The 22,459-nt window shown below is 66.2% G+C and carries 22 protein-coding genes; 8 read left to right on the top strand and 14 right to left on the bottom strand.

Translation table 11 applies throughout. The annotated features are described in order from the left end of the window. Positions 1-74 precede the first annotated feature (74 nt). The gene (locus tag AAHA49_RS15600; protein ID WP_095375055.1) at positions 75-791 is read right to left on the bottom strand and encodes a TetR/AcrR family transcriptional regulator; all 717 of its coding nucleotides are present in this window, start codon (positions 789-791) and stop codon (positions 75-77) included. Positions 792-914: 123 nt separating this feature from the next. On the opposite strand from AAHA49_RS15600, the gene AAHA49_RS15605 reads away from it, so the two are divergent. The 6 genes from AAHA49_RS15605 to AAHA49_RS15630 all read left to right on the top strand — a co-directional run bounded on the left by AAHA49_RS15605 (position 915) and on the right by AAHA49_RS15630 (position 7,431). Further along, on the top strand, positions 915-1,670 hold the full coding sequence (locus tag AAHA49_RS15605) for an SDR family oxidoreductase (protein ID WP_342038930.1): 756 nt from the start codon (positions 915-917) through the stop codon (positions 1,668-1,670). A 69-nt stretch (positions 1,671-1,739) separates the two neighbouring features. Beyond that, positions 1,740-2,069, top strand: a complete 330-nt coding sequence (locus AAHA49_RS15610; protein WP_063248929.1) for a nuclear transport factor 2 family protein — start codon at positions 1,740-1,742, stop codon at positions 2,067-2,069. Positions 2,070-2,261: 192 nt separating this feature from the next. Beyond that, positions 2,262-2,870, top strand: coding sequence for a fluoride efflux transporter FluC (locus AAHA49_RS15615; protein WP_095375056.1), 609 nt, complete (start codon positions 2,262-2,264; stop codon positions 2,868-2,870). Further along, positions 2,867-3,244, top strand: a complete 378-nt coding sequence (gene crcB / locus AAHA49_RS15620; protein WP_095375057.1) for a fluoride efflux transporter CrcB — start codon at positions 2,867-2,869, stop codon at positions 3,242-3,244. The genes AAHA49_RS15615 and crcB overlap by 4 nt, the downstream gene beginning before the upstream one ends. A 287-nt stretch (positions 3,245-3,531) precedes the next feature. Beyond that, a complete protein-coding gene (locus AAHA49_RS15625) occupies positions 3,532-5,013 on the top strand; it encodes a catalase (RefSeq protein ID WP_342038931.1) in 1,482 nt (493 codons plus the stop codon). A gap of 189 nt (positions 5,014-5,202) precedes the next feature. Then, on the top strand, positions 5,203-7,431 hold the full coding sequence (locus tag AAHA49_RS15630) for an MMPL family transporter (protein ID WP_342038932.1): 2,229 nt from the start codon (positions 5,203-5,205) through the stop codon (positions 7,429-7,431). A gap of 14 nt (positions 7,432-7,445) precedes the next feature. Here AAHA49_RS15630 and AAHA49_RS15635 read toward each other — a convergent pair whose 3' ends face one another. The 7 genes from AAHA49_RS15635 to AAHA49_RS15665 all read right to left on the bottom strand — a co-directional run bounded on the left by AAHA49_RS15635 (position 7,446) and on the right by AAHA49_RS15665 (position 13,091). Continuing rightward, positions 7,446-8,060 carry a MarR family winged helix-turn-helix transcriptional regulator gene (locus AAHA49_RS15635; protein ID WP_425286529.1) on the bottom strand — a complete coding sequence of 205 codons (615 nt, stop codon included), beginning with the start codon at positions 8,058-8,060 and terminating at the stop codon, positions 7,446-7,448. A gap of 322 nt (positions 8,061-8,382) precedes the next feature. Then, complete coding sequence (locus AAHA49_RS15640; protein WP_342038934.1) at positions 8,383-9,069, bottom strand: RES family NAD+ phosphorylase; 687 nt, start codon at positions 9,067-9,069, stop codon at positions 8,383-8,385. An 11-nt stretch (positions 9,070-9,080) separates the two neighbouring features. Next, on the bottom strand, positions 9,081-9,683 hold the full coding sequence (locus AAHA49_RS15645) for a hypothetical protein (RefSeq protein ID WP_342038935.1): 603 nt from the start codon (positions 9,681-9,683) through the stop codon (positions 9,081-9,083). Between the two features lie 191 nt (positions 9,684-9,874). Further along, the gene (locus tag AAHA49_RS15650) at positions 9,875-10,630 is read right to left on the bottom strand and encodes a class I SAM-dependent methyltransferase (protein WP_342038936.1); all 756 of its coding nucleotides are present in this window, start codon (positions 10,628-10,630) and stop codon (positions 9,875-9,877) included. 47 nt (positions 10,631-10,677) lie between these two features. After that, the gene (locus AAHA49_RS15655) at positions 10,678-11,139 is read right to left on the bottom strand and encodes a DUF3151 domain-containing protein (RefSeq protein WP_342038937.1); all 462 of its coding nucleotides are present in this window, start codon (positions 11,137-11,139) and stop codon (positions 10,678-10,680) included. Positions 11,140-11,178: 39 nt separating this feature from the next. Continuing rightward, positions 11,179-12,015, bottom strand: a complete 837-nt coding sequence (locus tag AAHA49_RS15660; protein WP_342038938.1) for a hypothetical protein — start codon at positions 12,013-12,015, stop codon at positions 11,179-11,181. Then, positions 12,012-13,091: a glycosyltransferase family 2 protein gene (locus tag AAHA49_RS15665; RefSeq protein WP_342038939.1), complete on the bottom strand. Its 1,080-nt coding sequence runs from the start codon at positions 13,089-13,091 to the stop codon at positions 12,012-12,014. Before AAHA49_RS15665 ends, AAHA49_RS15660 begins: the two co-directional genes overlap by 4 nt. A gap of 187 nt (positions 13,092-13,278) precedes the next feature. Here AAHA49_RS15665 and AAHA49_RS15670 point away from each other — a divergent pair, with 187 nt between their 5' ends. Continuing rightward, positions 13,279-14,472 (top strand): ATP-binding protein, encoded by a 1,194-nt coding sequence (locus AAHA49_RS15670; RefSeq protein WP_339393988.1) that lies wholly within the window; start codon positions 13,279-13,281, stop codon positions 14,470-14,472. Between the two features lie 70 nt (positions 14,473-14,542). Here the strand turns inward: AAHA49_RS15670 and AAHA49_RS15675 are convergent, their stop codons facing one another. From AAHA49_RS15675 to AAHA49_RS15700, 6 genes are all read right to left on the bottom strand, one after another. Further along, entirely contained in the window at positions 14,543-15,064 is a 522-nt protein-coding gene (locus tag AAHA49_RS15675; RefSeq protein ID WP_339393989.1) for a COG4315 family predicted lipoprotein, read from the bottom strand. Between the two features lie 79 nt (positions 15,065-15,143). Further along, the gene (locus tag AAHA49_RS15680) at positions 15,144-15,827 is read right to left on the bottom strand and encodes an anti-sigma factor family protein (RefSeq protein WP_339393990.1); all 684 of its coding nucleotides are present in this window, start codon (positions 15,825-15,827) and stop codon (positions 15,144-15,146) included. Beyond that, positions 15,824-16,333, bottom strand: coding sequence for a sigma-70 family RNA polymerase sigma factor (locus AAHA49_RS15685; protein WP_339393992.1), 510 nt, complete (start codon positions 16,331-16,333; stop codon positions 15,824-15,826). The genes AAHA49_RS15680 and AAHA49_RS15685 overlap by 4 nt, the downstream gene beginning before the upstream one ends. A gap of 92 nt (positions 16,334-16,425) precedes the next feature. Beyond that, complete coding sequence (locus AAHA49_RS15690; RefSeq protein ID WP_339393993.1) at positions 16,426-17,367, bottom strand: class C sortase; 942 nt, start codon at positions 17,365-17,367, stop codon at positions 16,426-16,428. Between the two features lie 120 nt (positions 17,368-17,487). After that, on the bottom strand, positions 17,488-18,882 hold the full coding sequence (locus AAHA49_RS15695; RefSeq protein WP_342038940.1) for a SpaH/EbpB family LPXTG-anchored major pilin: 1,395 nt from the start codon (positions 18,880-18,882) through the stop codon (positions 17,488-17,490). A 72-nt stretch (positions 18,883-18,954) separates the two neighbouring features. Continuing rightward, on the bottom strand, positions 18,955-21,426 hold the full coding sequence (locus tag AAHA49_RS15700) for a SpaA isopeptide-forming pilin-related protein (RefSeq protein WP_342038941.1): 2,472 nt from the start codon (positions 21,424-21,426) through the stop codon (positions 18,955-18,957). A 76-nt stretch (positions 21,427-21,502) separates the two neighbouring features. Here AAHA49_RS15700 and AAHA49_RS15705 point away from each other — a divergent pair, with 76 nt between their 5' ends. Continuing rightward, positions 21,503-21,937, top strand: a complete 435-nt coding sequence (locus AAHA49_RS15705) for a hypothetical protein (RefSeq protein ID WP_342038942.1) — start codon at positions 21,503-21,505, stop codon at positions 21,935-21,937. The last annotated feature ends 522 nt before the right edge of the window (positions 21,938-22,459 follow it).

Below are 22,459 nucleotides of genomic sequence, written 5' to 3' on the forward strand. Positions count from 1 at the left end.
AGGCGAGGCGCGTCGCTGCGTCTCGGTGCGAGCCCCTGCGTCCGGATCGGCAGCGGGGACACTGTGGGAACAGACTACCCTGTCGTCTCGCCGAGGCGACCGATCCATTGGATGAGGAGCTGAGTCTCCGTCTCGCCGAGGATCTCCGGGTTCGCGGCGGCGCGTTCGATGACCGCGCGCCCGAGGCGGGCATCGGCCTCGTCGCCCGCGCCGGAGGGACCGGTCCCGGTGATCGCTGCGAGCACGCCTTCGCGCACGTGCGCTGAGAGGTCGGGATCGGCTTCGCCGAGGATGATCTGGCGCAGCGTCACCCCGATGTTCGTCGCGATGATGTGGGCGGCCGCCTCCTTGTAGCCGACGACGAGTCGCCCCTCCTCCTCGGCGCGCTTCGTCACTGCCCGAAGCATCTCGCCGGGCCTCGACTGCGCGTCGGGCGAATGGCCGGGCCGGACCTTGCCGTACATGAGTGTGTAGAAGCCGGGATTCTCGAGCCCGAACGCGACGTGGGCGTCCCAGCCCTGGCGCAGCGCCTGGATGGGGTCGTGGCTCGGCTCTGCCGCGGACTTCTCAGCGAGGTACATGTCGAATCCGCGTTCGATGACCGCGTCGATGAGTCCCTGCTTGCTGCCGAAGAAGTGATAGAGCGTCGGCATCTTCACCCCGACCGCGTCGCACACGGCGCGCAGCGAGAAGTCCTCTCCCGGCGCGGCGGCGATGAGGTCGGCCGCGGCGTTGAGGAGGCGGGTGCGTGTATCGACCGCCTGTGTATCGAGCGAAGATCCCTCTGTCATATCGCTATATTATCGTGTACTGTCGGTATAGCGAGATGTACCGACGCTACATCTCGTCTCTGCGGGACCACCGCACGGCAGTGCCCGCAGAGTCCCTATCGTCACGACCGATCAGGAGCAGACATGACCACTCACACCCTCGAAGGCAAGAACGTCCTCATCGCCGGCGGCGGCAAGAACCTCGGCGGCCTCGTCGCCCGGCAGGTCGCCGAGGCGGGGGCCAACGTCGCGATCCACTACAACTCCGAATCCTCCCGTCCGGATGCCGAGGAAACCCTGGCGGCGGTCGAAGCCGCAGGTGTCAAGGGCGTTCTCCTCACCGGGGATCTCACCCAGCCGGCGAACGTCGAGAAGCTCTTCGCCGATGCCGCCTCGGCGCTGGGCCCGATCGACATCGCGTTCAACACCGTCGGCAAGGTGCTCCGCAAGCCCATCGTCGAGACGACGGAGGAGGAGTTCGACGAGATGTTCGCCGTCAACGCCAAGGCCGCGTACTTCTTCATCAAGGAGGCGGGCAAGAACCTCGCCGACAACGGGAAGATCGTCACGATGGCCACCTCGCTGCTCGCGGCATTCACCGACGGGTACTCGACGTATGCCGGCGGCAAGGCCCCGGTCGAGCACTTCACGAGGGCCGCTGCGAAGGAGTATGCAGAGCGCGGCATCTCCGTCGTCACCCTGTCCCCCGGTCCGATGGACACTCCGTTCCTCTACGGCCAGGAGACGCCTGAGCGCGTCGAGTTCCTCAAGTCGCAGGCAATGGGCGACCAGCTGACGAAGATCGAGGACATCGCCCCGATCGTCCGCTTCCTCACCACCGACGGCTGGTGGATCACCGGCCAGACGATCTTCCCCAACGGCGGCTTCAGCACCCGCTGAGCCGACGCCCACCCCTTCACCGCTGGGACTCCAGCCTCTTGGCTGAGACCAGCCGACCCAGGAGGAATCATGACCGACCAGTCCATCCCCCAGCCCGTCGCCGACTTCATCGCCACCGTCAACGCCCATGACGACGCAGGCTTCCTCGACTCATTCACCGACGACGCGTTCGTCGATGACTGGGGTCGCACCTTCACCGGCCGTGACGAGATCAAAGGCTGGAGCGACAAGGAGTTCATCGGCTCACAGGGAGTCCTCACCCCTGAGGAAGTCAGCGCCGACGACGACTCCGTCACCGTGGTGGGCGATTGGAAGTCGAACTACGCCAATGGGCGGTCCTCGTTCAGGTTCACCACCAAGGGAGACAAGCTCACCTCGATGACGATCCGCGAGGGCTGACCACATCGGCGGCCGACACCCCGCCCCACGATGATCGCTGCGAGCCCCACCGCTTCGACGCATGTGCCACAATGACAGAGACGCGCATCCGTCACGGCGGTGGGGCTCGCCGTACCCAACCTCGGAGCAGTCCGCTCCGACAACAGTCCCTACCTCGACCGGCGCCAGCATGCCCGAAAGGTAGGAGAGACCATGAGCACCGCCCCCACCCACCTGCGAGCGTCCTCCCTCATCCTCGTCACTGCGGGCGGCACGCTCGGGACGGCAGCCAGGGAGGCGATCAGTCTCACCGTTCCCTCCCTCGCGGGGATCCCGGTGGCGATCTTCGGCATCAACTTCCTCGGCGCGTTCCTCCTCGGACTCCTCCTCTCCGCCCTCGCCCGGCGCGGGCCGGATGAGAGCGCTCGACGCCGGGTGCGTCTCCTCGTCGGCACCGGGTTCATGGGCGGGTTCACGACGTACAGTGCGCTGGCCACGGATGCGGCGCTCTTCCTCGGCGGGGTGCCGGGAACGGAGTCGGCGGGTGGGGTCCCCGCGGTCACGGCCTCCACCGGGATCGGCATCGGCTATGGGCTCGCGACCCTCATCATCGGCGGGCTCGCGACATGGGCGGGGATCGCCCTCGGCACGATCACGCGAGCCCAGGGCCCGCACGCTGCGACTCGCACCCCCGCGACTCGTACGGCGGAGACCCGCACGGAGGCGACAGGCTCCCCCGCCGAGGCGGTCCTTCCGGTGGAATCGGATCCGCACGATTCCGGCGCCGCCGGGACGGGCCGACGGGACGGTGACCGCCGATGACGCCGCTGCTCTTCGCAGGCATCGCCGTGGCCGGCGGGATCGGCGCGGCGGCGCGGATGGTCGTCGACGGGCTCATCAGGTCACGCACCCGTGGGGCGACACCGTGGGGGACGATCGCGATCAATGTCTCGGGTTCTCTGGTGCTCGGATTCCTCACCGGGCTGGCGGCAGGGAGCCTCCTGCCCACGGAGTGGTTCCTCATCATCGGCACGGGCTTCCTCGGCGGGTACACGACGTTCTCGACGGCGAGCTACGAGACCATCCGCCTCCTCGAACAGCGCGCGTGGTGGGCGAGCGCGATGAGCGGGCTCGGCACCCTCGTGCTCGCCACGACTGCGGCCGGCCTCGGACTCCTGCTCGGCGGTCTGGTCTGATCCGCCTCGGCGGGGGAGCCTGAACCACCTCCGCCGGCAGGATTGCCTCACCGCCCCACCGGCGGATCCACAGGCTTCTTTCCGGCAATGCACGTTCTGCTCAAATCTCCGCAGATGCCCTCACCCTTGCCGCACCACGGCAGTCATCTTGCCTGGTGAGAACGGCAGGTTCACCGGCCTTTACTGTCACGGCCCGACATGCCTAAAGTGGGAACAGAGGTTGCCGTGTGACCTGCAGTCATACGCGTGTCACTCCTCTTCAGCATCGAAGCGAATGGAGAACGAATATGCCTACGCCCGAAGAACAGGTCGACCAGTGGTTCGATCCGAAGAAGCCCTCGACCACCGAGGTGGGAGCGAAGCGGGAGTCGGACGCACACTCGCTGAGCGTGGGTCCCGACGGCCCTCTCCTCCTCCACGATGTCGCCCTCGTCGAGAAGATCGCCCGCTTCGACCGTGAGCGCGTGCCCGAGCGCAGCCCGCACGCGAAGGGCTCGGGTGCGTTCGGCGAGTTCGTCGTCACCGGTGACGTCTCGAAGTACACGAAGGCGAAGTTCCTCCAGCCCGGGAAGACCACGCCGATGCTCGCCCGCTTCTCCACCGTCGCCGGTGAGCTCGGATCGCCGGACTCGTGGCGCGACGTCCGCGGCTTCGCCCTGAAGTTCTACACCGAAGAGGGCAACTTCGACATGGTCGGCAACAACACCCCGGTGTTCTTCGTCCGCGACCCGATGAAGTTCCCCGACTTCATCCACTCGCAGAAGCGCCTGCCCGATTCGGGTCTGCGCAGCCCGAACATGCAGTGGGACTTCTGGTCGCTCTCGCCCGAGTCGGCCCACCAGGTCGCCTACCTCATGGGACCGCGCGGTCTACCGAAGACATGGCGGAACATGAACGGTTACTCCTCGCACACCTACATGTGGGTCAACGAGGACGGCGAGAAGTTCTGGGTCAAGTACCACTTCCTCACCGATCAGGGCGTGGAGAACATGTCGAACGAGGAAGCCGCGAAGCTCGCCGGTGAGGATGCCGACGTCCACCGTCGCGACCTCTTCGACGCGATCAAGAAGGGCGACTACCCGTCGTGGACGCTGCACGTCCAGGTCATGCCCTTCGAGGACGCGAAGACCTACCGGTTCAACCCCTTCGACCTCACCAAGACCTGGTCGAAGAACGACTACCCGCGCATCGAGGTCGGTCGGTTCACGCTCAACCAGAACCCGATCAACCACTACGCGCAGATCGAGCAGGCCGCCTTCAGCCCGTCGAACACCGTGCCCGGCACGGGGGTCTCGCCGGACAAGATGCTGCTCGGCCGGGTGTTCTCCTACCCCGACGCGCACCGCAACCGCATCGGCACGAACTTCAACCAGCTGCCGGTCAACGCCCCCGTCGTCAAGACGAACAACTACGACAAGGAAGGGCACATGCAGTACCACCACACCGGTGCTGCACCCGTGTACGCGCCGAACTCGTACGGTCGCGCCTTCCAGGACACGCAGGGTGTCGTCGACAACGGGTGGGAGGCCGACGGCGAACTCGTCCGCACGGCCTACACCCTACACAGGGATGACGACGACTTCGGCCAAGCGCACACCCTCGTGCGCGAGGTCTTCAGCGAGGAGGAGCGTCAGGAGCTCGTCAACACGGTCGTCGACATGCTCAAGTCCGATCTCGAGGAACCGGTCCTCTCGAACGTGTTCGCCTACTGGAAGAGCATCGACGAAGAGGTCGGCCAGGCCATCGAGGACGGCTACCGCAAGGGCTGAGGCCCCCACGGTCGCCCGACCCATGGTCAGGTGAGCAGCCGGCCCACCGCCGGCAGCTGACCCCGGCCGGTTGGTGAGCCTCCGACAGACCCAAGCGCCCGAGTCCCGATCCGCCTCCCCCGGGAGCGGATCGGGACTCGGGCGTTTCATTGTCTGGAAATTTAGTTAACTTGGTGAAATACTATTGGCATGCAGGACTCCCCTGGGGCACCCGGCGCCCTCCGCATCGTCGTCCCCATCGTGCTCATCCTCGCCTGGCTCGCGGTCTTCGGCCTCGGCGGTGCGAGCTTCGGCGACATCAGCGAGGTCTCCTCGGACGAACGGTCGAGCTACCTTCCCGACAGCGCGGAATCGACCCGCGTGCAGAACGAGATCACGGAGTTCACCGGCTCCGACGCCGTCCCCGCGATCATCGTCGCCGAACGCCGTGACGGCCTCACCGAGGCGGATCTCTCCGGTCTCGCAGAACTCGCCGACACCGCCGAGGAGAGCGTCGCCGGGGCGTCAGCGTCTCCGCTGATCCCGTCCGAGGACGGACAGGCCGCGGAGATCATCGTCGCGGTCCCCTCCGACGCCGAGGTCGGCGGCGCCGTCACCGCCCTGGAAGCGCAGGCGCAGGAGATCCTGCCGAACGACCTCGGCGTGTGGGTGAGCGGACCCGCCGGGTTGTCGGCCGACCTGGAGGAGGCGTTCAGCGGCATCGACGGCATCCTCCTTCTCGTCGCCCTCGCCGTCGTCTTCGTCATCCTCGTCATCGTCTACCGTTCACCGCTGCTGCCGATCCTCGTCCTCCTCTCCTCGATGACCGCGCTCTGCGCCGCCGTCCTCGTCAACGTCGCCCTCGCCCGGGCCGGCTTCGTCACACTCAACGGCCAGGTGCAGGGGATCCTCTTCATCCTCGTCATCGGCGCCGCCACCGACTACTCCCTGCTCTTCATCGCCCGCTTCCGGGAGGAGCTGCGCGACAATCGGTCGTCCTTCGCTGCAGGCCTGCGTGCCGTCCGGGGTGTGCTCGAACCGATCGCCGCCTCGGGCGGCACCGTCATCGCCGGTCTCCTCTGCCTGCTCTTGTCCGACCTCGGATCGAACTCCGCTCTCGGCCCGGTCGCCGCGATCGGCATCGTCTGCGCCATGCTCACCTCGCTCACCTTCCTCCCGGCGCTGCTCGCCGTCACCGGTCGCGTCGCGTTCTGGCCCCGGGTTCCCCGGTTCGGCTCCGACCACCGGGTCCTCACCGGCGCCGAGGCGACAGGGCTCTGGGCCCGCATCGGCCGTACCGTCGCCGCCGGTCCCAAGCGGACGGCCGCCGGGGTCACCGTCGTCCTCGTCCTCGGCTGCGGGGGTCTTCTCGTTCTCGACGCCGAGGGCGTCCCGCAGAGCGAGTTCGTCCTCGGCGAGTCCCAGGCCCGCGACGGGCAGGTCGTCATCGACCGGCACTTCCCCGGCGGTTCGGGCTCGCCGGCGTATGTGCTCGCCCGGGAGTCCGATCGGCAGGAGGTCGCCGAGGCGATCGCCGGGACCCCCGGTGTCGACGGGCTCGCGCTCATCGCCCAGGACTCACCGGCCGGGACGGTTCCCGTCGATGCCTCAGGTGATGTCGAGAGCGCAGGCCCGGGCGAAGGTGTCCCCGGCGGTGCTCAGGTCCCGGCGGTCGAACCGACCGTCATCGACGGTGAGCTGATGTTCTCCGTCACGCTGGCCGACCCTGCCGATTCCCTCGAGGCCGAGGAGACCGTCCGGGATCTGCGTGCAGCCCTGGCACCCTATGATGCGGCGGTCGGCGGCACCACCGCCGTGGACCTCGACACCAATGAGACCTCGTCGGCGGACCGAACGGTGATCATCCCGATCGTCCTCGTCGTCATCACCATCATGCTCGCCCTGCTGCTGCGCTCCCTCGTCGCACCCCTCGTCCTCCTCGCGACGACGGTGCTCAGCTTCGGCACGGCATTGGGGCTCAGTGCGCTCATCTTCCAGGTCATCGGCCAACCGCAGTCGGATCCGTCCGTGCCGCTCTATGCGTTCGTCTTCCTCGTCGCTCTCGGCATCGACTACAACATCTTCCTCATGACCCGCGTCCGTGAGGAGTCGTTCGCGCACGGCACGAGGGAAGGCACGCTGCGGGGTCTATCGGTGACCGGCGGGGTGATCACGAGCGCGGGCATCGTCCTCGCCGCGACCTTCGCCGCCCTTGTCGTCATCCCGATCCAGTTCCTCCTCCAGCTCGCGATCATCGTCGCCCTCGGCGTCCTCCTCGACGCGCTCGTCGTGCGCACTCTGCTCGTGCCGGCGCTGGCGATCTGGATCGGCGACCGACTGTGGTGGCCCTCGCGGCTGGCTCGGAGAACCCAGGAGCAGCCGGCAGAGACACCACCGCGGTCCCGCCGGGAGGCGACGAGGCTCCTCGCCGAGCACTGACGGTCCGTGCGATCTCAGTCGTCGACGGAGGAAGGGCCGTCCGCCTTGGTGGCGGCATCGGCCCAGTCCTCACCGCCCAGGGCGATCTCGTTGCGGGTGTCGCGGAGGAAGCGGATGACGACGTCGCGTTCGTCGCGGGTGAGCCTGGCCGCGGCGTGGAAGCGCTTGGCCTGTTGGCGTCCCACGGTCTCCATCGCCGAGGCGTAGGTCTCCGGGGTGATCGACACGGTCTGGGCGCGGCGGTCGCGGGGGTGCGGGGCGCGGGTGATGTGGCCGCCGCGTTCGAGGCGGTCGAGGAGCTTCGTCGTCGCCGCCGGGGAGATCGAGAGGTGCTCGGCGATGCCGCTCGGGGTGCCGAGGATCTCGCGATGACGGCAGATGATGAGGTAGTGCAGGGCCTTCATGTCCGTGGCGCCGAGTCGCATGTAGCGGCGAGATGCTTCCGAGAGCTCCTGTTCGGCGTCGCGCAGCTGCCCGAACGCGGTCATGAGCTCCGTGATCTGCTCGACGTCGGCCTCGGCCATGCCTGAACGGTCGATCAGCCTGTGCTGCGGGTCGCTGGCCTCGACGTCATAGACCGCCGACCTCTCGACGTTCGCCACTGATCTGCTCCCACTCTGCCTCGTCATTCCGAGGTCCATTGCACCCCGCGGGCCTCCCACCCATGCTACCGCGCGGCCCCGAGGCCCGACCTCCGCCGGGAACAGCGCCCACGTCTGCCCTCGCCCCACCTTCGGCTGCCTCGACGAGGAGGATAGGGCGCGAAAGCGCTTACCGGAGTGATTCGTCCGATGATCAGCGGGAACAAACCTCCTGCCGGTTAAGGCAGCGTGACGCGAAGTCAGCCGTGCTGATGAAGACCGCCGTGTTGCGATGGAAGAACGCCGCCGCTTGGCGCTCCAACCCACACCCGCGACCTTTGACGCCCCGTCTCCTCGCTCCGGCGGCGAATCAGAGTTCGGCGACGATTCCCCAACGGGCAAGTCGGGCCGCAAGCCAGCCGAAGCCGCCGTCGTCACTGAGATCGTCGAACGACTGCAGCATGTCCCCCGGGCGGGCTGGTTCGAACAATGGGGCCGACTGCCTCGAGTCGAAGAAGACGAATGCCAGTCCCGAGGGATCTCGCCGCGACACATAGCGGATTCCGTCGAAGCCCGCTCGGCAGGCGGCGCGCGCCCACGGAATCGTCTCCGCATATCGGTCCGCCCCGGGAGATGTCAGTTCATCCGGCGACAGATTCAGCGTGTGCATGTCAGCGCCCGCCAGCGAGGCCACTCTGAGGTCTCGGCGCGCACGAACCTGTGCCAACATCCGACCGCGGAACAGTGCGCGTGGAAGAGCATCGGTGTCATCAGGGGCGCGGTCGCGAAGCAGCGTCTCCCAGAGCGCGACGTTCTCTGAGGGCGACGCGTAGAGCGTCGGGACCGGCCTCGCGGGCTCTGCATCGTCGAGGAAGAACGAGAACCGCGAAACCGGGAAGACGTCATCCCTCCGCGTCGCCTGGACTGCCAAGGACGTTCCCGGGTTGAAGTCGTTCGGCGCACGGTTCGAGCGTCCCGGCGAGTACACGCGCAGGAGAACGGTCCCAGCGCGTACCAGGTCCTCGGCAGGCTCGAAAGGGTCTGGCGGCGTCGCCACCGGTCGCACCATCAGGCGTCCGCGAGGGCGGCCGCTGCCGTGGAGAGGAACTCGGGGTCTCCCGCGTGTCGCGCAGGCGGGTCACCTGCGAACTTCGGAGAGGGCGCGGCCGCCCAGAGCGCGAAGTCTCGACCGACCAATCCGAGCTCGTCGAGTATGGCAGCCATCGGAGTGACCCAATCACGGACGGCTCGGGTTTCGGGATCGATCTGAAAGGCGGGGTAGAGCGTCCTGCCGGCATGCTCGACGCGGATGAGGCTGCCGGATTTGGAGCGCTGAGCTGCCCAGTTGCGTCCGCGGCCGACATACTCAGCCATCTCACCCGCGCTGAGCAGACGCGTCTCGTCACTGTCCTCGAGCGCGGCCAGTCGTCGCTGAGACGCCGCCAAGCCCGCGGCGATGGCCGGGCTCGGCTGCGCATTCGCGATGCTGCTCTGCAGTTCGCCCTCGAGCACCTCGAATCGCAGGAGGCGCAGATCGTCTTCAAGATCGTTCAGACGGGTGATCGCATCGTGGGGAGAGATTCCCCTGAGCGAAGCGCGCAGAGACTCGACAGTGTCGTGGAACGACTGTCCGCCATCGGCGTCCGCACGCGGCCTGGAAACAGCGCCCATCACCCACTCCAATCATGCGTATCGTGCATTCCATTCTACTGCCTCAAATGCACGAATGGAACCGATCGAACCACTGTGCTTCGCCGAGGTCGCGGGAAGACAGCCCGGCAGGGTGTCAAAGCGCGTCACCGAGGAGGATCGAGTTCGCATCCCAGCCCGATCTCGCACCCGATCCTCCCCGGGGCGACTCCTCAGACCCGCCTGGCCTCGATGAGGTGGCGGGTCGAGTGCGCGATGAACGGCCCCTCGGACTCGATGAGTGCGTGCAGGTCGCGCAGACGCTCGATGTACCCCTCGACGGTGAAGCCGGGCACCCACCAGATGACCTTCCGCAGCAGGTAGACGACCGCGGCGACGTCGCGGATCTCGATGCGCAGGCGCGCGGTCTCGGGGTCGACGATCTCAAGACCGGCAGCCTCGGCGGCGGCGACCTCATCGTCGGGGCGACGGCCGCGACGGGCCGCGGGTTGGGGTCCGAGGAAGAACTCGATGAGTTCGAACACGCTCGCCGGGCCCACGTGCTGGGCGAAGTACGTTCCGCCCGGGGTGAGCACACGGGCGATCTCGTCCCACCAGATCGTCGCCGGATGCCGGCTCGTCACGAGGTCGAAGGCCGCCTCGGCGAACGGCAGCGGCGGTTCGTCCGGATCGGCGACGACGACCACTCCCCGCGGATGGAGTCGCGCCGTGGCGCGGGCGATGTTCGGCGGCCAGGATTCGGTGGCCACGGCCGTCGGCGGGAAGCGGGTCGCCTCGGCGAGGACCTCTCCCCCGCCGGTCTGGATGTCCAGGGACGCCGAGGCGGTCCCCAACCGGTCACTCAGCTGCCGGGCGTAGCCCCACGGGGGCCGTTCCTCGGTGGCCCGACCGTCGAGCCACGCAAAGTCCCAGCCGGAGACGTCGGCGTCGGCGCCGAGGCGGATGAGCTCGTCGAAGGAGATGCTCACGCCGGCCCCGTGCTCACGCCCGCCCCGCGCTCACGCCGGCTCCGTGGTCACCGTTCGGCGACGATGGCGTCCATCGCGGTCGAGTCGGAGGAGCGGAGGAACTCCTCGATGCGCGCGGCCTCTTCGCTCTCCCCGATCCCCGCCGAGGCGCGGCCGAGGGCGTAGAGCGCGCGGAGGAAGCCGCGGTTGACCTCGTGCGACCACGGGATCGGTCCGGCACCGCGCCAGCCGGCGCCGCGCAGGGCGTCGAGTCCGCGGTGGTAGCCGACGCGGGCGTACGCGTAGGAGTCGACGAGGCGACCTTCATCGTGGGCTTCGTCGGCGAGGACCGCCCATGCGAGCGAAGAGGCGGGGAGGTCGGCGACGATGTCGAGGGCTTCCTCGCCGGCGTCGAGGCGGCGCTTGGCCTCGACGTCGGGGTGGTCATCGGGCAGGAACGTCGGCTGCGGGCCGAGCTGCCCTGCGTCGAGGTTGCCGATGTGCGAAGGGTTGCCGATGGGCTGCGTCATTCTCACTCCTGTTCGTTGGTTCGCCTGGAAGTACGGCTGTCAATTCGTCTTCACCGTCGAGGGCAGGACCTCGTACGGGTTCGTGCTCAGCGCGCCCATGATCCCCTGCTTCGCGAGATCGTCGAGCTGCTTCTTGTCCTTCACGTCGGTGACCCACACGTTGAGGTCGGTCTCGCCCCAAGTGGGCACCGCCTCGGCGGGGACGGCGATCATCGTGTACCCGGACGCGGTGAGCTCGTCGGGGCCGGCACTCGAGTAGTCCCCGACGAACATCGCGTCGATGCCCGCGTCCTGGGCGGCCTTGGCGACCTGGGCGTCGGCGGTGCGCACGATCGTCGATTCCGCCATGTCCGCCTCGGTGATCTTCGCCAGCGCCCGATCAGCGACCGTCATATCGGAGATGAGCGGCACGAGCACCGTGCTGCCGGCCGCGTCGTCGACGAGGTCGTTCCACGTGATCGGCTTGCCCGCCTGCGTGTCCTTGCGCGGCGGTTTGATCGTCTGGGCGAGGAACTGCTCGCTCGTCAGGCCGCCGAGGCCGTCGGGCAGTCCCATCGTCTCCGCCGTGGTCTCGGGGTCGGCGGCGACGATGGTGCCGTCGTCGAGGCTGGTCAGGGTGGGTGCCGGCAGGTAGCCGAACTTCACGTCCTCGGTGAAGGCACCCTCCGAGTTCGGGGGATAGACCTCCGATCCGCCGTCGAGGGCGGCCACGGCCGGCGGGGTGAGCTCGGCGACGGTGAGCTTGTCCTTGTGCCCGAAGACGTTGACGAGGAGGACGACGATGAGGCCGACGGCGACGACGGCTCCCGCCCACAGGGGCGCGTTGAACTTCTTCGGCTCGGGCCGCTCGGGCATCGGAATGCGGTCATCGCTCATCGGCTTCCGTCCTTCGTCGTTCCGGCTCCGGTGACGAGTCCGCGGAGGAACCCGGCACCCCAGCACAGGTGCATCGTCGGCAGGATGATGCCGAACCAGAATCGCTCCCGGCGTCCGCAGTCCTTCGCCGCCCCCGCTGCAGCGACGATGCCGGCGATGTAGGCGAAGCTCGGGACGTGGACGAGCGAGGTGAAGCGCCGCACGAGCTTCGGCCACCGCTTCGTGCGTCCGGTGAGCTGCAGGAGCGCTTCGATGAGACTCGCGGCCATCCCGATGACGAGGATCGGCGGGGCGAAGTAGCGCAGGGAGTTCTTCGACCCGTACCGGCGGATGAGCTCGGCTCGCCAGATCCCGGTCGCCCAGAACTGCCGGGCGATCTTCGACCACGTCCCGCGGGGCCAGTACGTGACCTCCATGTCCGGGTTGAACCAGATCCGCCCCCCGGCGGAGCGGATGCGGAGATTGAGTTCCCAGTCCTGCCCGCGTTTGATGTCCTCATCGAACCCGCCGAGGTGGTCGAAGACCTCCCGCCGGTAGACCCCAAGGTAGGCCGATTCCGACTCCCCCGCCTCGTCGCCGGAGTGGTAGGCAGGACCGCCGAGACCGATCGGGGACATGTACGCCCGGGCCACGGCCTTCTGGAACGGCGACTTCCCGCGGGCGCGCATGAGGCCGCCGCAGTTGGCCGCCTGCGTCACCTGGAGCGTCTCGATCGCCTGGCGCGTGTAGTCGGGTTCGAGGCCGGAGTGCGCGTCGACGCGGATGACGACGGGGTGCCGGGTGTGCGCGATCGCGCGGTTGAGTCCGATGGGGGTCGCGGCTGCGGGGTTGTCGACCGTCTGGATGCGGGGATCGGCGGCGGCCATGCGCGCGATGATCGCGTTCGTGTCATCGGTCGAGGGACCGAGGGCGAGGACGACCTCCTTCTCCCCGTCGTAGTCCTGGGAGAGGATCGTCGTGATCGCCTGGGTGATGTGCTCAGCCTCGTTGAGCACCGGCATGATGTAGGAGACTCCGGGCTTGCCGGTCAGGGGCGGCAGGCCGTCGGGGGTGAGGGGTTCGCGAACTTTCGGCACGCCCCCAATCTTCCCATACGGCCACTCGGCCCCGCGCGCAGGCCGTGCTCAGCCTTCGCGCGACGAGAAGCTGGGCATCCCACATACGCAGATCAGACGCTGCGCCCGGAGACAGACCGAGAGGCCACTCCCCTGAACCGCTAAACTAAATACAATAAATAGCGTTCCGCAATTTCGTTCAGGAGCCATGGTGTCTCAACGCGAAACTTCGTCGCCCAGCCCGTTCACCCCAGGTTACAGCAAACCTCCTTTGGTCTTCGGGGGTCACGAAGACGAACTCGAAGAGCTCACCGCGGTCTTCCGCACTCTCGACTTCGGCGAGAATGACTCGCTCCTCATCTCGGGGCTTCGGGGCTCAGGTAAGACCTCCATGCTTGCGCGCCTTCAGGATGCCGCTCGTAGTTCGGGGTGGATCGTCCTCTCCGACGACGCGAGCAAGGGACTCATGGATCGGGTCACCGAAACTTCGATCCCAACCGAGATCAATCGCCTGGCAGAAGCTGACCGTGTTCGTCTGAAGAGCGTCGGCATCTGGAAGTTCTCTGCCGAGTTCGATTTCGTCGATCGCAACCGCGAGATCCGACCGCTCCTGCGCAACGATCTGGTCGCTCTTTCCGAAGCTCTCAGCGGACGGGCCGGAATTCTCATCACGATTGACGAAGTGTCGTCGGGGAAGGTTCGTCTTCGAGAGCTCTCTCGGTTTGCGCTCGAGGTCGCTCATGCGAAGTCCGAGGGCGCGAATATCATGATTGCCTTCGCCGGAATCAAAGTCGATCTCGACGAGCTCGTGAAAAACGAGCACACCACGTTCATCCGCCGGTCGCGTGATCTCACATTCCGCCGACTGAATCCCAAGGAAACTGCTCACGTCTTCGAGGAGACAGCCAGAATTGCAGGAAGATCGATTGACCGAGAAGCACTCGATCTGCTTGTTCGTGTTGCTCAGGGTTATCCCTATCTGATCCAGCTCGCTGGTGACTACGCCTGGCGGAACACTCCCGAATCCGAGAGTATCTCCGTGGACGATGCGCAAGTCGCTCATGACAAAGCAATCAAGTCAGTGCAACGTCGCGTCATCAGCAGGGTGTATGAGGACTTGTCCGAACGCGACAAGGACTTCGTCAATGCTATGGCACACGACGTGACCGGTCGCAGCAAGATGTCAGACATTGCAACCCGGATGGGTACGTACGGCCAGTACGTGCAGATCTACAAGAAACGACTCTTGGACAGTGGGTACGTTCAGCCGGACGGTCGAGGCTACGTTGCCTTCTCTCTGCCATACCTGGGCGACTACATCCGATCAATGGCTGCTGACGAGTCAGGCAACGAGTTCCAAACAAGCGACTGGAGTGAGTTTCCGCCTCCGCCGCACGACTGAAGGATGCGCATATGCCACCGAGGGCTGGCTCGGTGGCATATGCGCGTCACCTGTTCCCGTCGCCGAGCCCTCACTTGATGGGCTTGGCCTCGGGTGAGAGCACCCACCACGCGTCCATGAGTCCCTGGCCCTTCGTCTCGCCCGCCGCCGAGTCGCCGGCGAAGTAGTACAGCGGCCAGCCGTCGAGGGTGAGCTGCGGCTTCCCGTCGACCCCGGTGATCGTCGCGAGGTCACCGGTCACACCGTCGAGCTTGACCTGGTCGCCGCCGGGCACTGCGGGCCACTTCGCCGCACAGTCGCCTTCGCACGCGGACTTGTCCGCACCCTGGGTGTCCTTGGCGAACTGGTAGACGGTCATCCCGTTGCCGTCGACGATGATCTCGCCGAGGTCGGTCTCCGCGGTGCTCAGCGTGCCGGCTCCTGCGGCGGCGTCGGTGCCGCCGGACTCCGTCCCGCTCGATTCGGCGGAGTCCGAGGCCCCATCCGAGGCGGGCGCGCCGTACCCTCCCCCGCCGTCGGAGGATCCGCAGCCGCTGAGGCCCGCGATGACGAGAGTGGAGGCGGCGAGGATGGAGGCAAGTTTCGTGGACATGGATTCGATCCTTTCGTCACGGTTCAACCGCAGGCGCGGTTGTCGTGTACACGAGACGACCGCGCGTATGGTTCACCGCTCACACGTCCTTTTCGAGCACCGTCGTCCCACCGGTCGTGCGCACCGCGATTGTGACGATGTCGCTCAGGCGCACGGCGGTGGCCGCATCGACGGTGACCTCCTTGCCGACCACCGCATTCCACGTCGCCGCCTGACTCGTGTTCCCCGCCGAATCGGTGATCTCGAGGACGTAGGCGGGAGGTGTCTGCCCCTGCCACTCCGGGGAGGCAGGATAGTCGCAGTCGATCCTGATCTTCGTCCCCCAGGCCACGCTGCGCAGTTCGAGGCCCGCCGTCATCGCCGTCGACACCGCCGGGTCGAGGGCGACCGTCGCATCGGGCGGGTCGGTGGCGACGATCCGGGGAACGAGCACGATGGCGATCGCGAGGAGGACGGCAGCGGCGGCGGCCGTGAGCGTCCACGCCATCCGGCGCCGACTGCGCTGCGCGTCGACCCGGCGCAGCGTCCCCTCGAACAGGCTCGTGGTGTCGGCACGGTCTTCAACCGGGTCCATCGCCTCGAAGTCCTCGGGCGGGGCAGCGGCCCGACCGAGCAGTCCGGGCAGCCCGGCCAGCTCGGCGACGGCGGCCCGGCACCGCGGGCAGTCCTCCATGTGGGACTCGAAGCGTCGCCGGTCCTCGGGTGAGAGTGCGCCGAGGACGTAGGCGCCGTCCCACTCCTCGAACTCCTCGTGCTCGGTCATCTGCTGACCCCTCTCTCCTTGAGCGCCAGACGCAGGGCGCGCATCCCGTAGTGCAGCCTCGACTTCACGGTTCCCTCGGCGACGCCGAGTTCCTCCGACAGGTCTGCGACCGTCCGGCCCCGGTAGTAGGCGCCGACGATGACGACCCGGTGGGCCTGGCTCAGCGCGGCCAGTGCTTCGTGGATCATCATCGCGTCGAGCACCTCGTCGACCCGATCGGACACCGGTTCATCCGGAAGCTCGCTGCCGGGAGATTCCCGTCGTCTGGGGGCGCTGCGGGACTTGTCGATGACGATGTTGCGGGCGACGGTGAACAGCCATCCTCCGACCTGCTCGGGCGGTTCGGTGAGGATGCGCGTCGTCTTCCACGCTCGCAGCAGGGTCTCCTGGACGACGTCGTCGGCTTCCGCGGCGTCCCCGGTCAGCGACATCGCGTAGCGCCACAGGGGTGCCGCGTGCTGATCGTGCACGTCCTTGAGCGCTTCGGCTCTGCGTCCTCTGATCAACTCGTCTCCCCGCCTCGGCGTGTGCCTTCGGAGGGTACACGACACCGGCCCTCGGTTGGTTCAATCCCTCGCCGAGGTGGTCCTCCGGTCGCTCAGTGCGCGGGCTTGCGTGCGGGGCGGGGCTTGGGTTTGACGGGGCGGCCGGCGAACCAGACGTAGCCGGCACCGGCGACGGCGCCGCCGGCCATGATGACGATCCACCACGGGAAGCCGGGGATGTCCGGCGGCTGGGTGGCGTCCTTGAGGGCGTCGGGCGGGGTCGGGATGACACGTTCGCCGATGACGAGGATGCGCTGGGTGTTGATGCCCAGCGGGGTGCAGGTCACGAGGGTCGCGAGGTCCTTGCCGGGGACCGGGTCGAGGGTCTCGGTCTGGTCGGGGTCGACGATCTTCGTCTCGATGACCCGGTAGGTCACGACGCGGCCGAAGGTGTTGAAGGTGAAGTAGTCGCCTTCGCCGATCTTGTCGAGGTTGGTGAACATCTCCGCCTCGGCGAGACCGCGATGGCCGGTGACGACGGTGTTCATGCCGACGCCGCCGACGGGCAGGGCCGTGCCTTCGAGGTGGCCGGCGCCGCGCAGCAGGGTCTCGTCCGAAGTGCCGTGGTAGATCGGAAGGTCGACGTTGATCTTCGGGATCTGGATACGCGACATGACGTCGGTGGTCGGGCTGGTGAGGATGTCGTTGTAGCCGAGCGTGCCGCTGGGCTTCTTGCCGGCGCTCTGGCCGGGCTGCGGAAGTCGTTCGCCGGCGTTGATCCGAGCGCCGCCAGCCTGGAGCTTCTTGTTGTATTCGTCGGCGAGTTTGAGCTGTTCGGCGTTGAGCGGGGCGTTGGGGTCCTCGGTCCCCGTCGCGTTCTTGAGGACCTTCGACTGGTCGAGCTGGGAGAACCAGGCCGCCATCGACGGGTAGGTCCACACGCAGGTGCCGACGAGGAAGAGGACCGCGATGATCACGGCGGGCACCGACAGCTTCCACCGAGGCTTCGGCGGGGTCGGGTCCGCGGGTGCGGGATCAGTGGTCGTCGCGGTCATAACTCCAGCATCTCATGGTTGGTGTGGGAAGGGGCCGAGCGACTGTTCTGTCGCCCGGCCCCTGGTCTGCCTTTCACTGAGGCGGCGGGGTCACCGCCGCCTCAGCAGGAGACGTTGTCCTCAGGCCTTGCGGGCCCGGGTGTAGCGCATCACTGCGGCACCCATCGCGAGCAGCAGCAGGGCGATGCCGAGGATGGTCAGCATGAGCTGGCCGTTGGCGCCGGTGAACGGAAGCTCACCGCGGTCCTTCTGCTTGTTCGAGATGTCGATCGTGGTCGGGGAGTTCTCGCCGCCGGCCTTGACCGAGATCGGACCGGTCCACGGGTCCTGGGGAAGGGTGTAACCGGCAGGAGCCTTGATCTCCTTGAGGTAGTAGTCCTTCGCCTGGACGTCGTTGTTGCCGACCCAGAGGCGGATCGAGGCCTTGCCGTCGGCACCGGTCGTGATCGTTCCGACAGGCTGTCCGTCCTTGGAGTCGTAGACTTCGAAGACCGCGCCGGCCAGCGTGGAGGCCTTGTCGGCATCGGCGTACTTGAGGACCTCGAGCTTGCCCCAGTTGGTGGTGGGCTTGCCGGTGGTGACCTTCGAGTCGTTGGTCGTGACGATGGCCTGGTTCTCGATCACACCGTTGTCGCCCAGCGAGGTGACGGTGGTGGTGACCTTCATGACGACGTTCTCGCCCGCCTTGAGCTTGCCCAGACCGGTCGAGGTGAACTCGATGTTCGCGGTCTGGCCGTCGCAGGTGGCCGTGTAGTCGGTGCCCTCGGTGAAGCCGTCAAGCTCGATGGTCTTGCACGTCAGTCGCGGGTCGAGGCTATCGGTGATGGTGAACGACCGGTAGGTGTCGTCGCCGAACTTCGGCGGCACCGGCGCGGTGATCGTCCAGGTGACGTCGGCTCCGATGTCGAGCTTGGTCGGGTTGGAGATCTCCTTGGTCGGCTTCGTCTTGTTCGTCTGGTTCTTCGGGTAGACGTTGACGTCGTAGAGCCATTTGCCACCGGACTGCGGCAGCGGGAGGGTGACGAGGAACGGCTGCGCCGGGGAGACGATGTTGTTTCCTCCCGAGCCGGTCTCTTCGACCTTGTAGAGGCCGAAGGGCAGGTCCTGGGTGACCTGGCCGTTGGCGTCGGTCGTCACCTTGATCGGCGTGCCGAAGGTGTAGCCGTTGCCCTCGGTGACGTTGCCGATCGTGGCTCCGTCGATGAGGTTCCAGCCGGCGTCGGTCTTGAGGTCGATCGTCTGACCGTCCTTGGTCGCCACCGGGGTGATGGTGAACTCGACGCCTGCAAGCGGCGTACCGAGGCTCGAGGGGTCGTCGATCTTCGTGCCGTCACCACGAGCGCCCTGCGGACCGTCGTACTTGTTGATGGTCAGCGAGGTCGAACGGGTCGGATCGATGTTGCCTGCCGCGGCTTCGGCGGCCGGTGCGTTGACACTGACGCCGACGAGGCTGAGCGCAGCCGCAGCTGCGAGAGCGGGGATCCACCTCATCCGCTTGAACAGAGTCGCTTTCATTCCTGGTTGTTCCTTTCGGTGTTTTCGTAAAACTTCATTGGGGTTGTCGTGCACTGGAGTGGGGATGGTGAGTCAGCTCCTCCCGTGCATGCGACGTCGGTACTGCCACAGGGCGGCAGCCGCACCAGCCAGGAGCAGAGCTGCCCCGGCGATGACGAATCCGACCGTTCCGATGCCACCCGTGAACGGCAGCTGCGGCGACTTGGCCTGCTTGTTGACGATCGGCTCGTCGAAGGCGAAGTCGAGCTTCTCGCGGCTGATGGTGAACTTCCGCGGAGTCTCGTCGAGCTTGTACCCGCCTGGCGCCTTGGTCTCGACAAGCGTGTAGTCGCCCCAGCCCAGCTTGTCCACACGGAACTTACCGGCGGCAGGATCCTTGTCCCGACCCGTGCAGCCGTCAGCCGAGTTCGCCACACAGTCGTCGAGGTTGATCTCATTGCCGGAGCTGTCCCGGATCGTCCATTCGGAGCCGTCGAGCAGGTCACCACTCTCATTGGTCTTCTGCCACGCGACAGTGCCCGTCGAGTCCGTGTTCTTGATCGTGCACGTCGCGTTCTGGCCGCCGTTGACGGTGACCCTCTTCGTCGCATCGTCATACGATGCCCCACCCGTGCAGACCACAGAGACCTGCTCATAACCGACGACACTGTCCTCGGAGATCGTATAGACGCCGGTGGGGACGTACTTCTTCTCACCGGAGTTGTAGACCAGGCGGCTGCCGCTGCCTGGTGTCGCGAAGAGCTTCTGATTCCAGTCAGCAGCCGTGAGCGTGCCGCCGTTGTCGTTCTCGACGTTCTTGACGATCGTCAGAGTCTGGCATTCGACGGTGTTCGTCACTTTGTACGTGCTCGACGCACCCTGCAGCTTCGTACTGAAGTTATCGGTCAGCGCCACAGTGCCCGTGATACCCGGACCCGAGATGGTCTTCGACTTCAGGGTGCAGCCGGGGAACTTCTGGGCGTCGATCGTCGTCGTCTCACCGATCTTCACGGTGTCGCCGACAGCGAACCCGGTGCGCTTCTGACCGAAGGCGGGATCGCCGGTGGGCTGACCGGCCGGATCGAGCAGCAGCTTCGCGCTGATCCCGTCGGGCTGGCTGCCGTTGGCGACGGTCTTGCCGTCGATGACCCAGTCCTTGTTGACAGTGACATCGGCGGCCGTCTTCTTGTTGACGTACCCGCATTCGACCTTGTCGCCCGGCTGGATCGCCGACGACAAGGTCTGCTCAGCAGCACCACTCAACGTCACATTCGCCGTGGTCCCGTCAAGACGCGTGATCTTGCACGACCCACTGACGAACTCGTAGCCGGTCTGCTGAGACTCGCTCACAGCGAGGTTGGCGCGTGCGGAAGCACTGCCGAAAGCCAGAGTCCACTTCGCGTTGCCGTCGGTGCCTGTCTGCTGGGTGTCCTGATTCGGAGTCCTTGTCACGGTCCCCGACGTCGCCGTCGCCTTCGCTCCGACCGTCCAACCGGCGGCATCCTGCGTATTAGCGCCGTTCTGGTCCTGAGTCTTCTTATTCACCGTCACATCCGCGGTGAGTGGCGAGTTGACGAATCGGCAGACGATTTCGGTTCCGGTCGGCGGAATGGTGATGGTCTTCGACGTGCCGGTTCCGGACGACCCGCTCAATGGCTGGCCGTCAATCGTGCAACTGTAGCTCGAAGAGTACTTGCTCAAGTCAGTTCCGCTTGCCGCGGCCTCACTCACCGTGATCTGCGCTCCGCGGCCGGTGACGATTGGGCCGACTCGCTGCGGCTGTATCCCGTTTGCGGTTCCCGACGTCGTCGTCGTCCCCATTTGGCTCTGCCCGAGCGCAAGTGTGAGTGCGAATTGGTCACTGGAGTTGACGCGGTTCTTTACGTCCTTCTCGACAGTGACCGTCGGCGCCGAACCGCACGAGGCAAGATCTGTGCTTGTGCCGAGCGTACTTGTCACCGGATCCTCGTTGGTGAACCCCGGCATGTCGTAGGAGTAGAGGGTTGTGCCAGTCGCCATGTAGGCTTTGCCCGCCGAGTCGAATGCCACGCCGTTCATACCGGCGGAGGTCGTACGCGGACCGCTGGCAGACGACGAGATCGTACCTCCGTTTGCAGCTGCAAGTGCTTCGTTGGTCACACTGAAGATCCTGGTTTCAGTATTCAGGTTGCGAACGATGAAGAGGTTGCCTGCGTTGTCGAATGCGAAATCGCCGTTGGCGTTGCCTGTTGTCGTCCCGGCGGTGTTGATCGTGCCCTTGAACGTAAAGGCACCCGTCGAATGGTTGTACCGCCAGATCTTGAACTGGTTGCCTCCGCTGACGAAACCGCCGAAGTAATACTGGTCCGTCGACAGGTCGACTGCTCCGCCGATCAGACTGCCGTTGAACGAACCCGTGGTTGTGGTGGCTGTGTTGTAGGTGCGTCCGGTATCCGTCCAGGTGTTGGTCGAATGGTCGAACACATACATTCTCAACGACTGAGCGTTCGGAGTGCGGTCGTAGGCGTAGATGGGATCACCGCCCGACCCGATTCCGAGTCCGTTGAATTGCGTCGAGATTCGCACGGGAGAGCCGACATCCTCAACCACGCCTGTCGCGCTGATCCGCCGGAGCTGACCACTGACCACTCCATTGGCGGTAGTGCTGGCCACCGAGTACACGTTTCCTGTCGTGCAGTACATGGTCGCCTGTGGTTCCACCCGGGTCGGCACCGGGGCAGATTCTGATTTCGTCGGCGCAGGGGACGTGGACGGTACGGGCGCAGGGTGTGAGGCGTCGCCGCTGTCTTGGAGACCGGAGTCCGAAGATTCCTCGCTCGGCTGCGACGACTCGCTCGGTGAAGGCGATTCTGTCTGCTCCGTGGTCGACGACCCCGATGAAGACGGCCCCGAGCCCAGGCTCGACCCAGCAGCGTGTGCCGCGGAGGCGGGAGAGAGGACTCCGGTCATCGACAGCAGCAAGGCGAGCACGATCGTCGCGCACACGAGTGCACGGATTCGCGACGCGACGCCGGTGTTCTGCCGGGGGTTCGCGGAGAATATGGACCTGGAGAACGCCATACTGATCCTCAAATGAAAGTGGTGCTGGTGGTTCGGGGATGCCTCTGATCTGGGGGACGGGGATATTGGGGATGTCACGTGCGAACCGCGTCTGGACACGCGAGGGTTGGTTGCACGTTCAACGAACAATCTACTACGCGGGAACATGCGCCTAGGTCACGAATTCATAACATTCACAAGATTCCCTGTGGCTCATCTGATCATCTGCCTTGTCAACCGATCCTGCCGCCAGCAGCCGCTTCCCTGCAGTAGAGCCGATCCCTCCACCTGCTACTTCACCTGTATTGAGTGCATCGTCGGCCGATGACCGACACCGAGAATTCATCTTCCACGGAGCTCGAAACCGTCTGTAGAGCGATCACGCCGCAGTCACGACGCTCACCGATCATCAGAGAAGCCTGTGAACGAGGGCGCTGCAACGACCGTACGCAGACTCCTCCGCACCCAGCCTCCGAACATGACATCGGGCCTCCGCCCGGCGACATCGTCACCGACCGAAGGCCCGAAGCCCACGACGGTTCACCGCCACGGAAGCCTG

The organism is Brevibacterium ammoniilyticum, assembly GCF_038429965.1.
In the GTDB taxonomy this organism is placed as follows: Bacteria; Actinomycetota; Actinomycetes; order Actinomycetales; family Brevibacteriaceae; genus Brevibacterium; species Brevibacterium ammoniilyticum.

Bases quoted from the DNA above. Each gene is read 5' to 3' on its own strand.
- AAHA49_RS15600 (WP_095375055.1), bottom strand. From the start codon at position 791: ATGACAGAGGGATCTTCGCTCGATACACAGGCGGTCGATACACGCACC.
- AAHA49_RS15605 (WP_342038930.1), top strand. From the start codon at position 915: ATGACCACTCACACCCTCGAAGGCAAGAACGTCCTCATCGCCGGCGGC.
- AAHA49_RS15610 (WP_063248929.1), top strand. From the start codon at position 1,740: ATGACCGACCAGTCCATCCCCCAGCCCGTCGCCGACTTCATCGCCACC.
- AAHA49_RS15615 (WP_095375056.1), top strand. From the start codon at position 2,262: ATGAGCACCGCCCCCACCCACCTGCGAGCGTCCTCCCTCATCCTCGTC.
- crcB (WP_095375057.1), top strand. From the start codon at position 2,867: ATGACGCCGCTGCTCTTCGCAGGCATCGCCGTGGCCGGCGGGATCGGC.
- AAHA49_RS15625 (WP_342038931.1), top strand. From the start codon at position 3,532: ATGCCTACGCCCGAAGAACAGGTCGACCAGTGGTTCGATCCGAAGAAG.
- AAHA49_RS15630 (WP_342038932.1), top strand. From the start codon at position 5,203: ATGCAGGACTCCCCTGGGGCACCCGGCGCCCTCCGCATCGTCGTCCCC.
- AAHA49_RS15635 (WP_425286529.1), bottom strand. From the start codon at position 8,060: ATGACGAGGCAGAGTGGGAGCAGATCAGTGGCGAACGTCGAGAGGTCG.
- AAHA49_RS15645 (WP_342038935.1), bottom strand. From the start codon at position 9,683: ATGGGCGCTGTTTCCAGGCCGCGTGCGGACGCCGATGGCGGACAGTCG.
- AAHA49_RS15655 (WP_342038937.1), bottom strand. From the start codon at position 11,139: ATGACGCAGCCCATCGGCAACCCTTCGCACATCGGCAACCTCGACGCA.
- AAHA49_RS15660 (WP_342038938.1), bottom strand. From the start codon at position 12,015: ATGAGCGATGACCGCATTCCGATGCCCGAGCGGCCCGAGCCGAAGAAG.
- AAHA49_RS15670 (WP_339393988.1), top strand. From the start codon at position 13,279: ATGGTGTCTCAACGCGAAACTTCGTCGCCCAGCCCGTTCACCCCAGGT.
- AAHA49_RS15675 (WP_339393989.1), bottom strand. From the start codon at position 15,064: ATGTCCACGAAACTTGCCTCCATCCTCGCCGCCTCCACTCTCGTCATC.
- AAHA49_RS15680 (WP_339393990.1), bottom strand. From the start codon at position 15,827: ATGACCGAGCACGAGGAGTTCGAGGAGTGGGACGGCGCCTACGTCCTC.
- AAHA49_RS15690 (WP_339393993.1), bottom strand. From the start codon at position 17,367: ATGACCGCGACGACCACTGATCCCGCACCCGCGGACCCGACCCCGCCG.
- AAHA49_RS15695 (WP_342038940.1), bottom strand. From the start codon at position 18,882: ATGAAAGCGACTCTGTTCAAGCGGATGAGGTGGATCCCCGCTCTCGCA.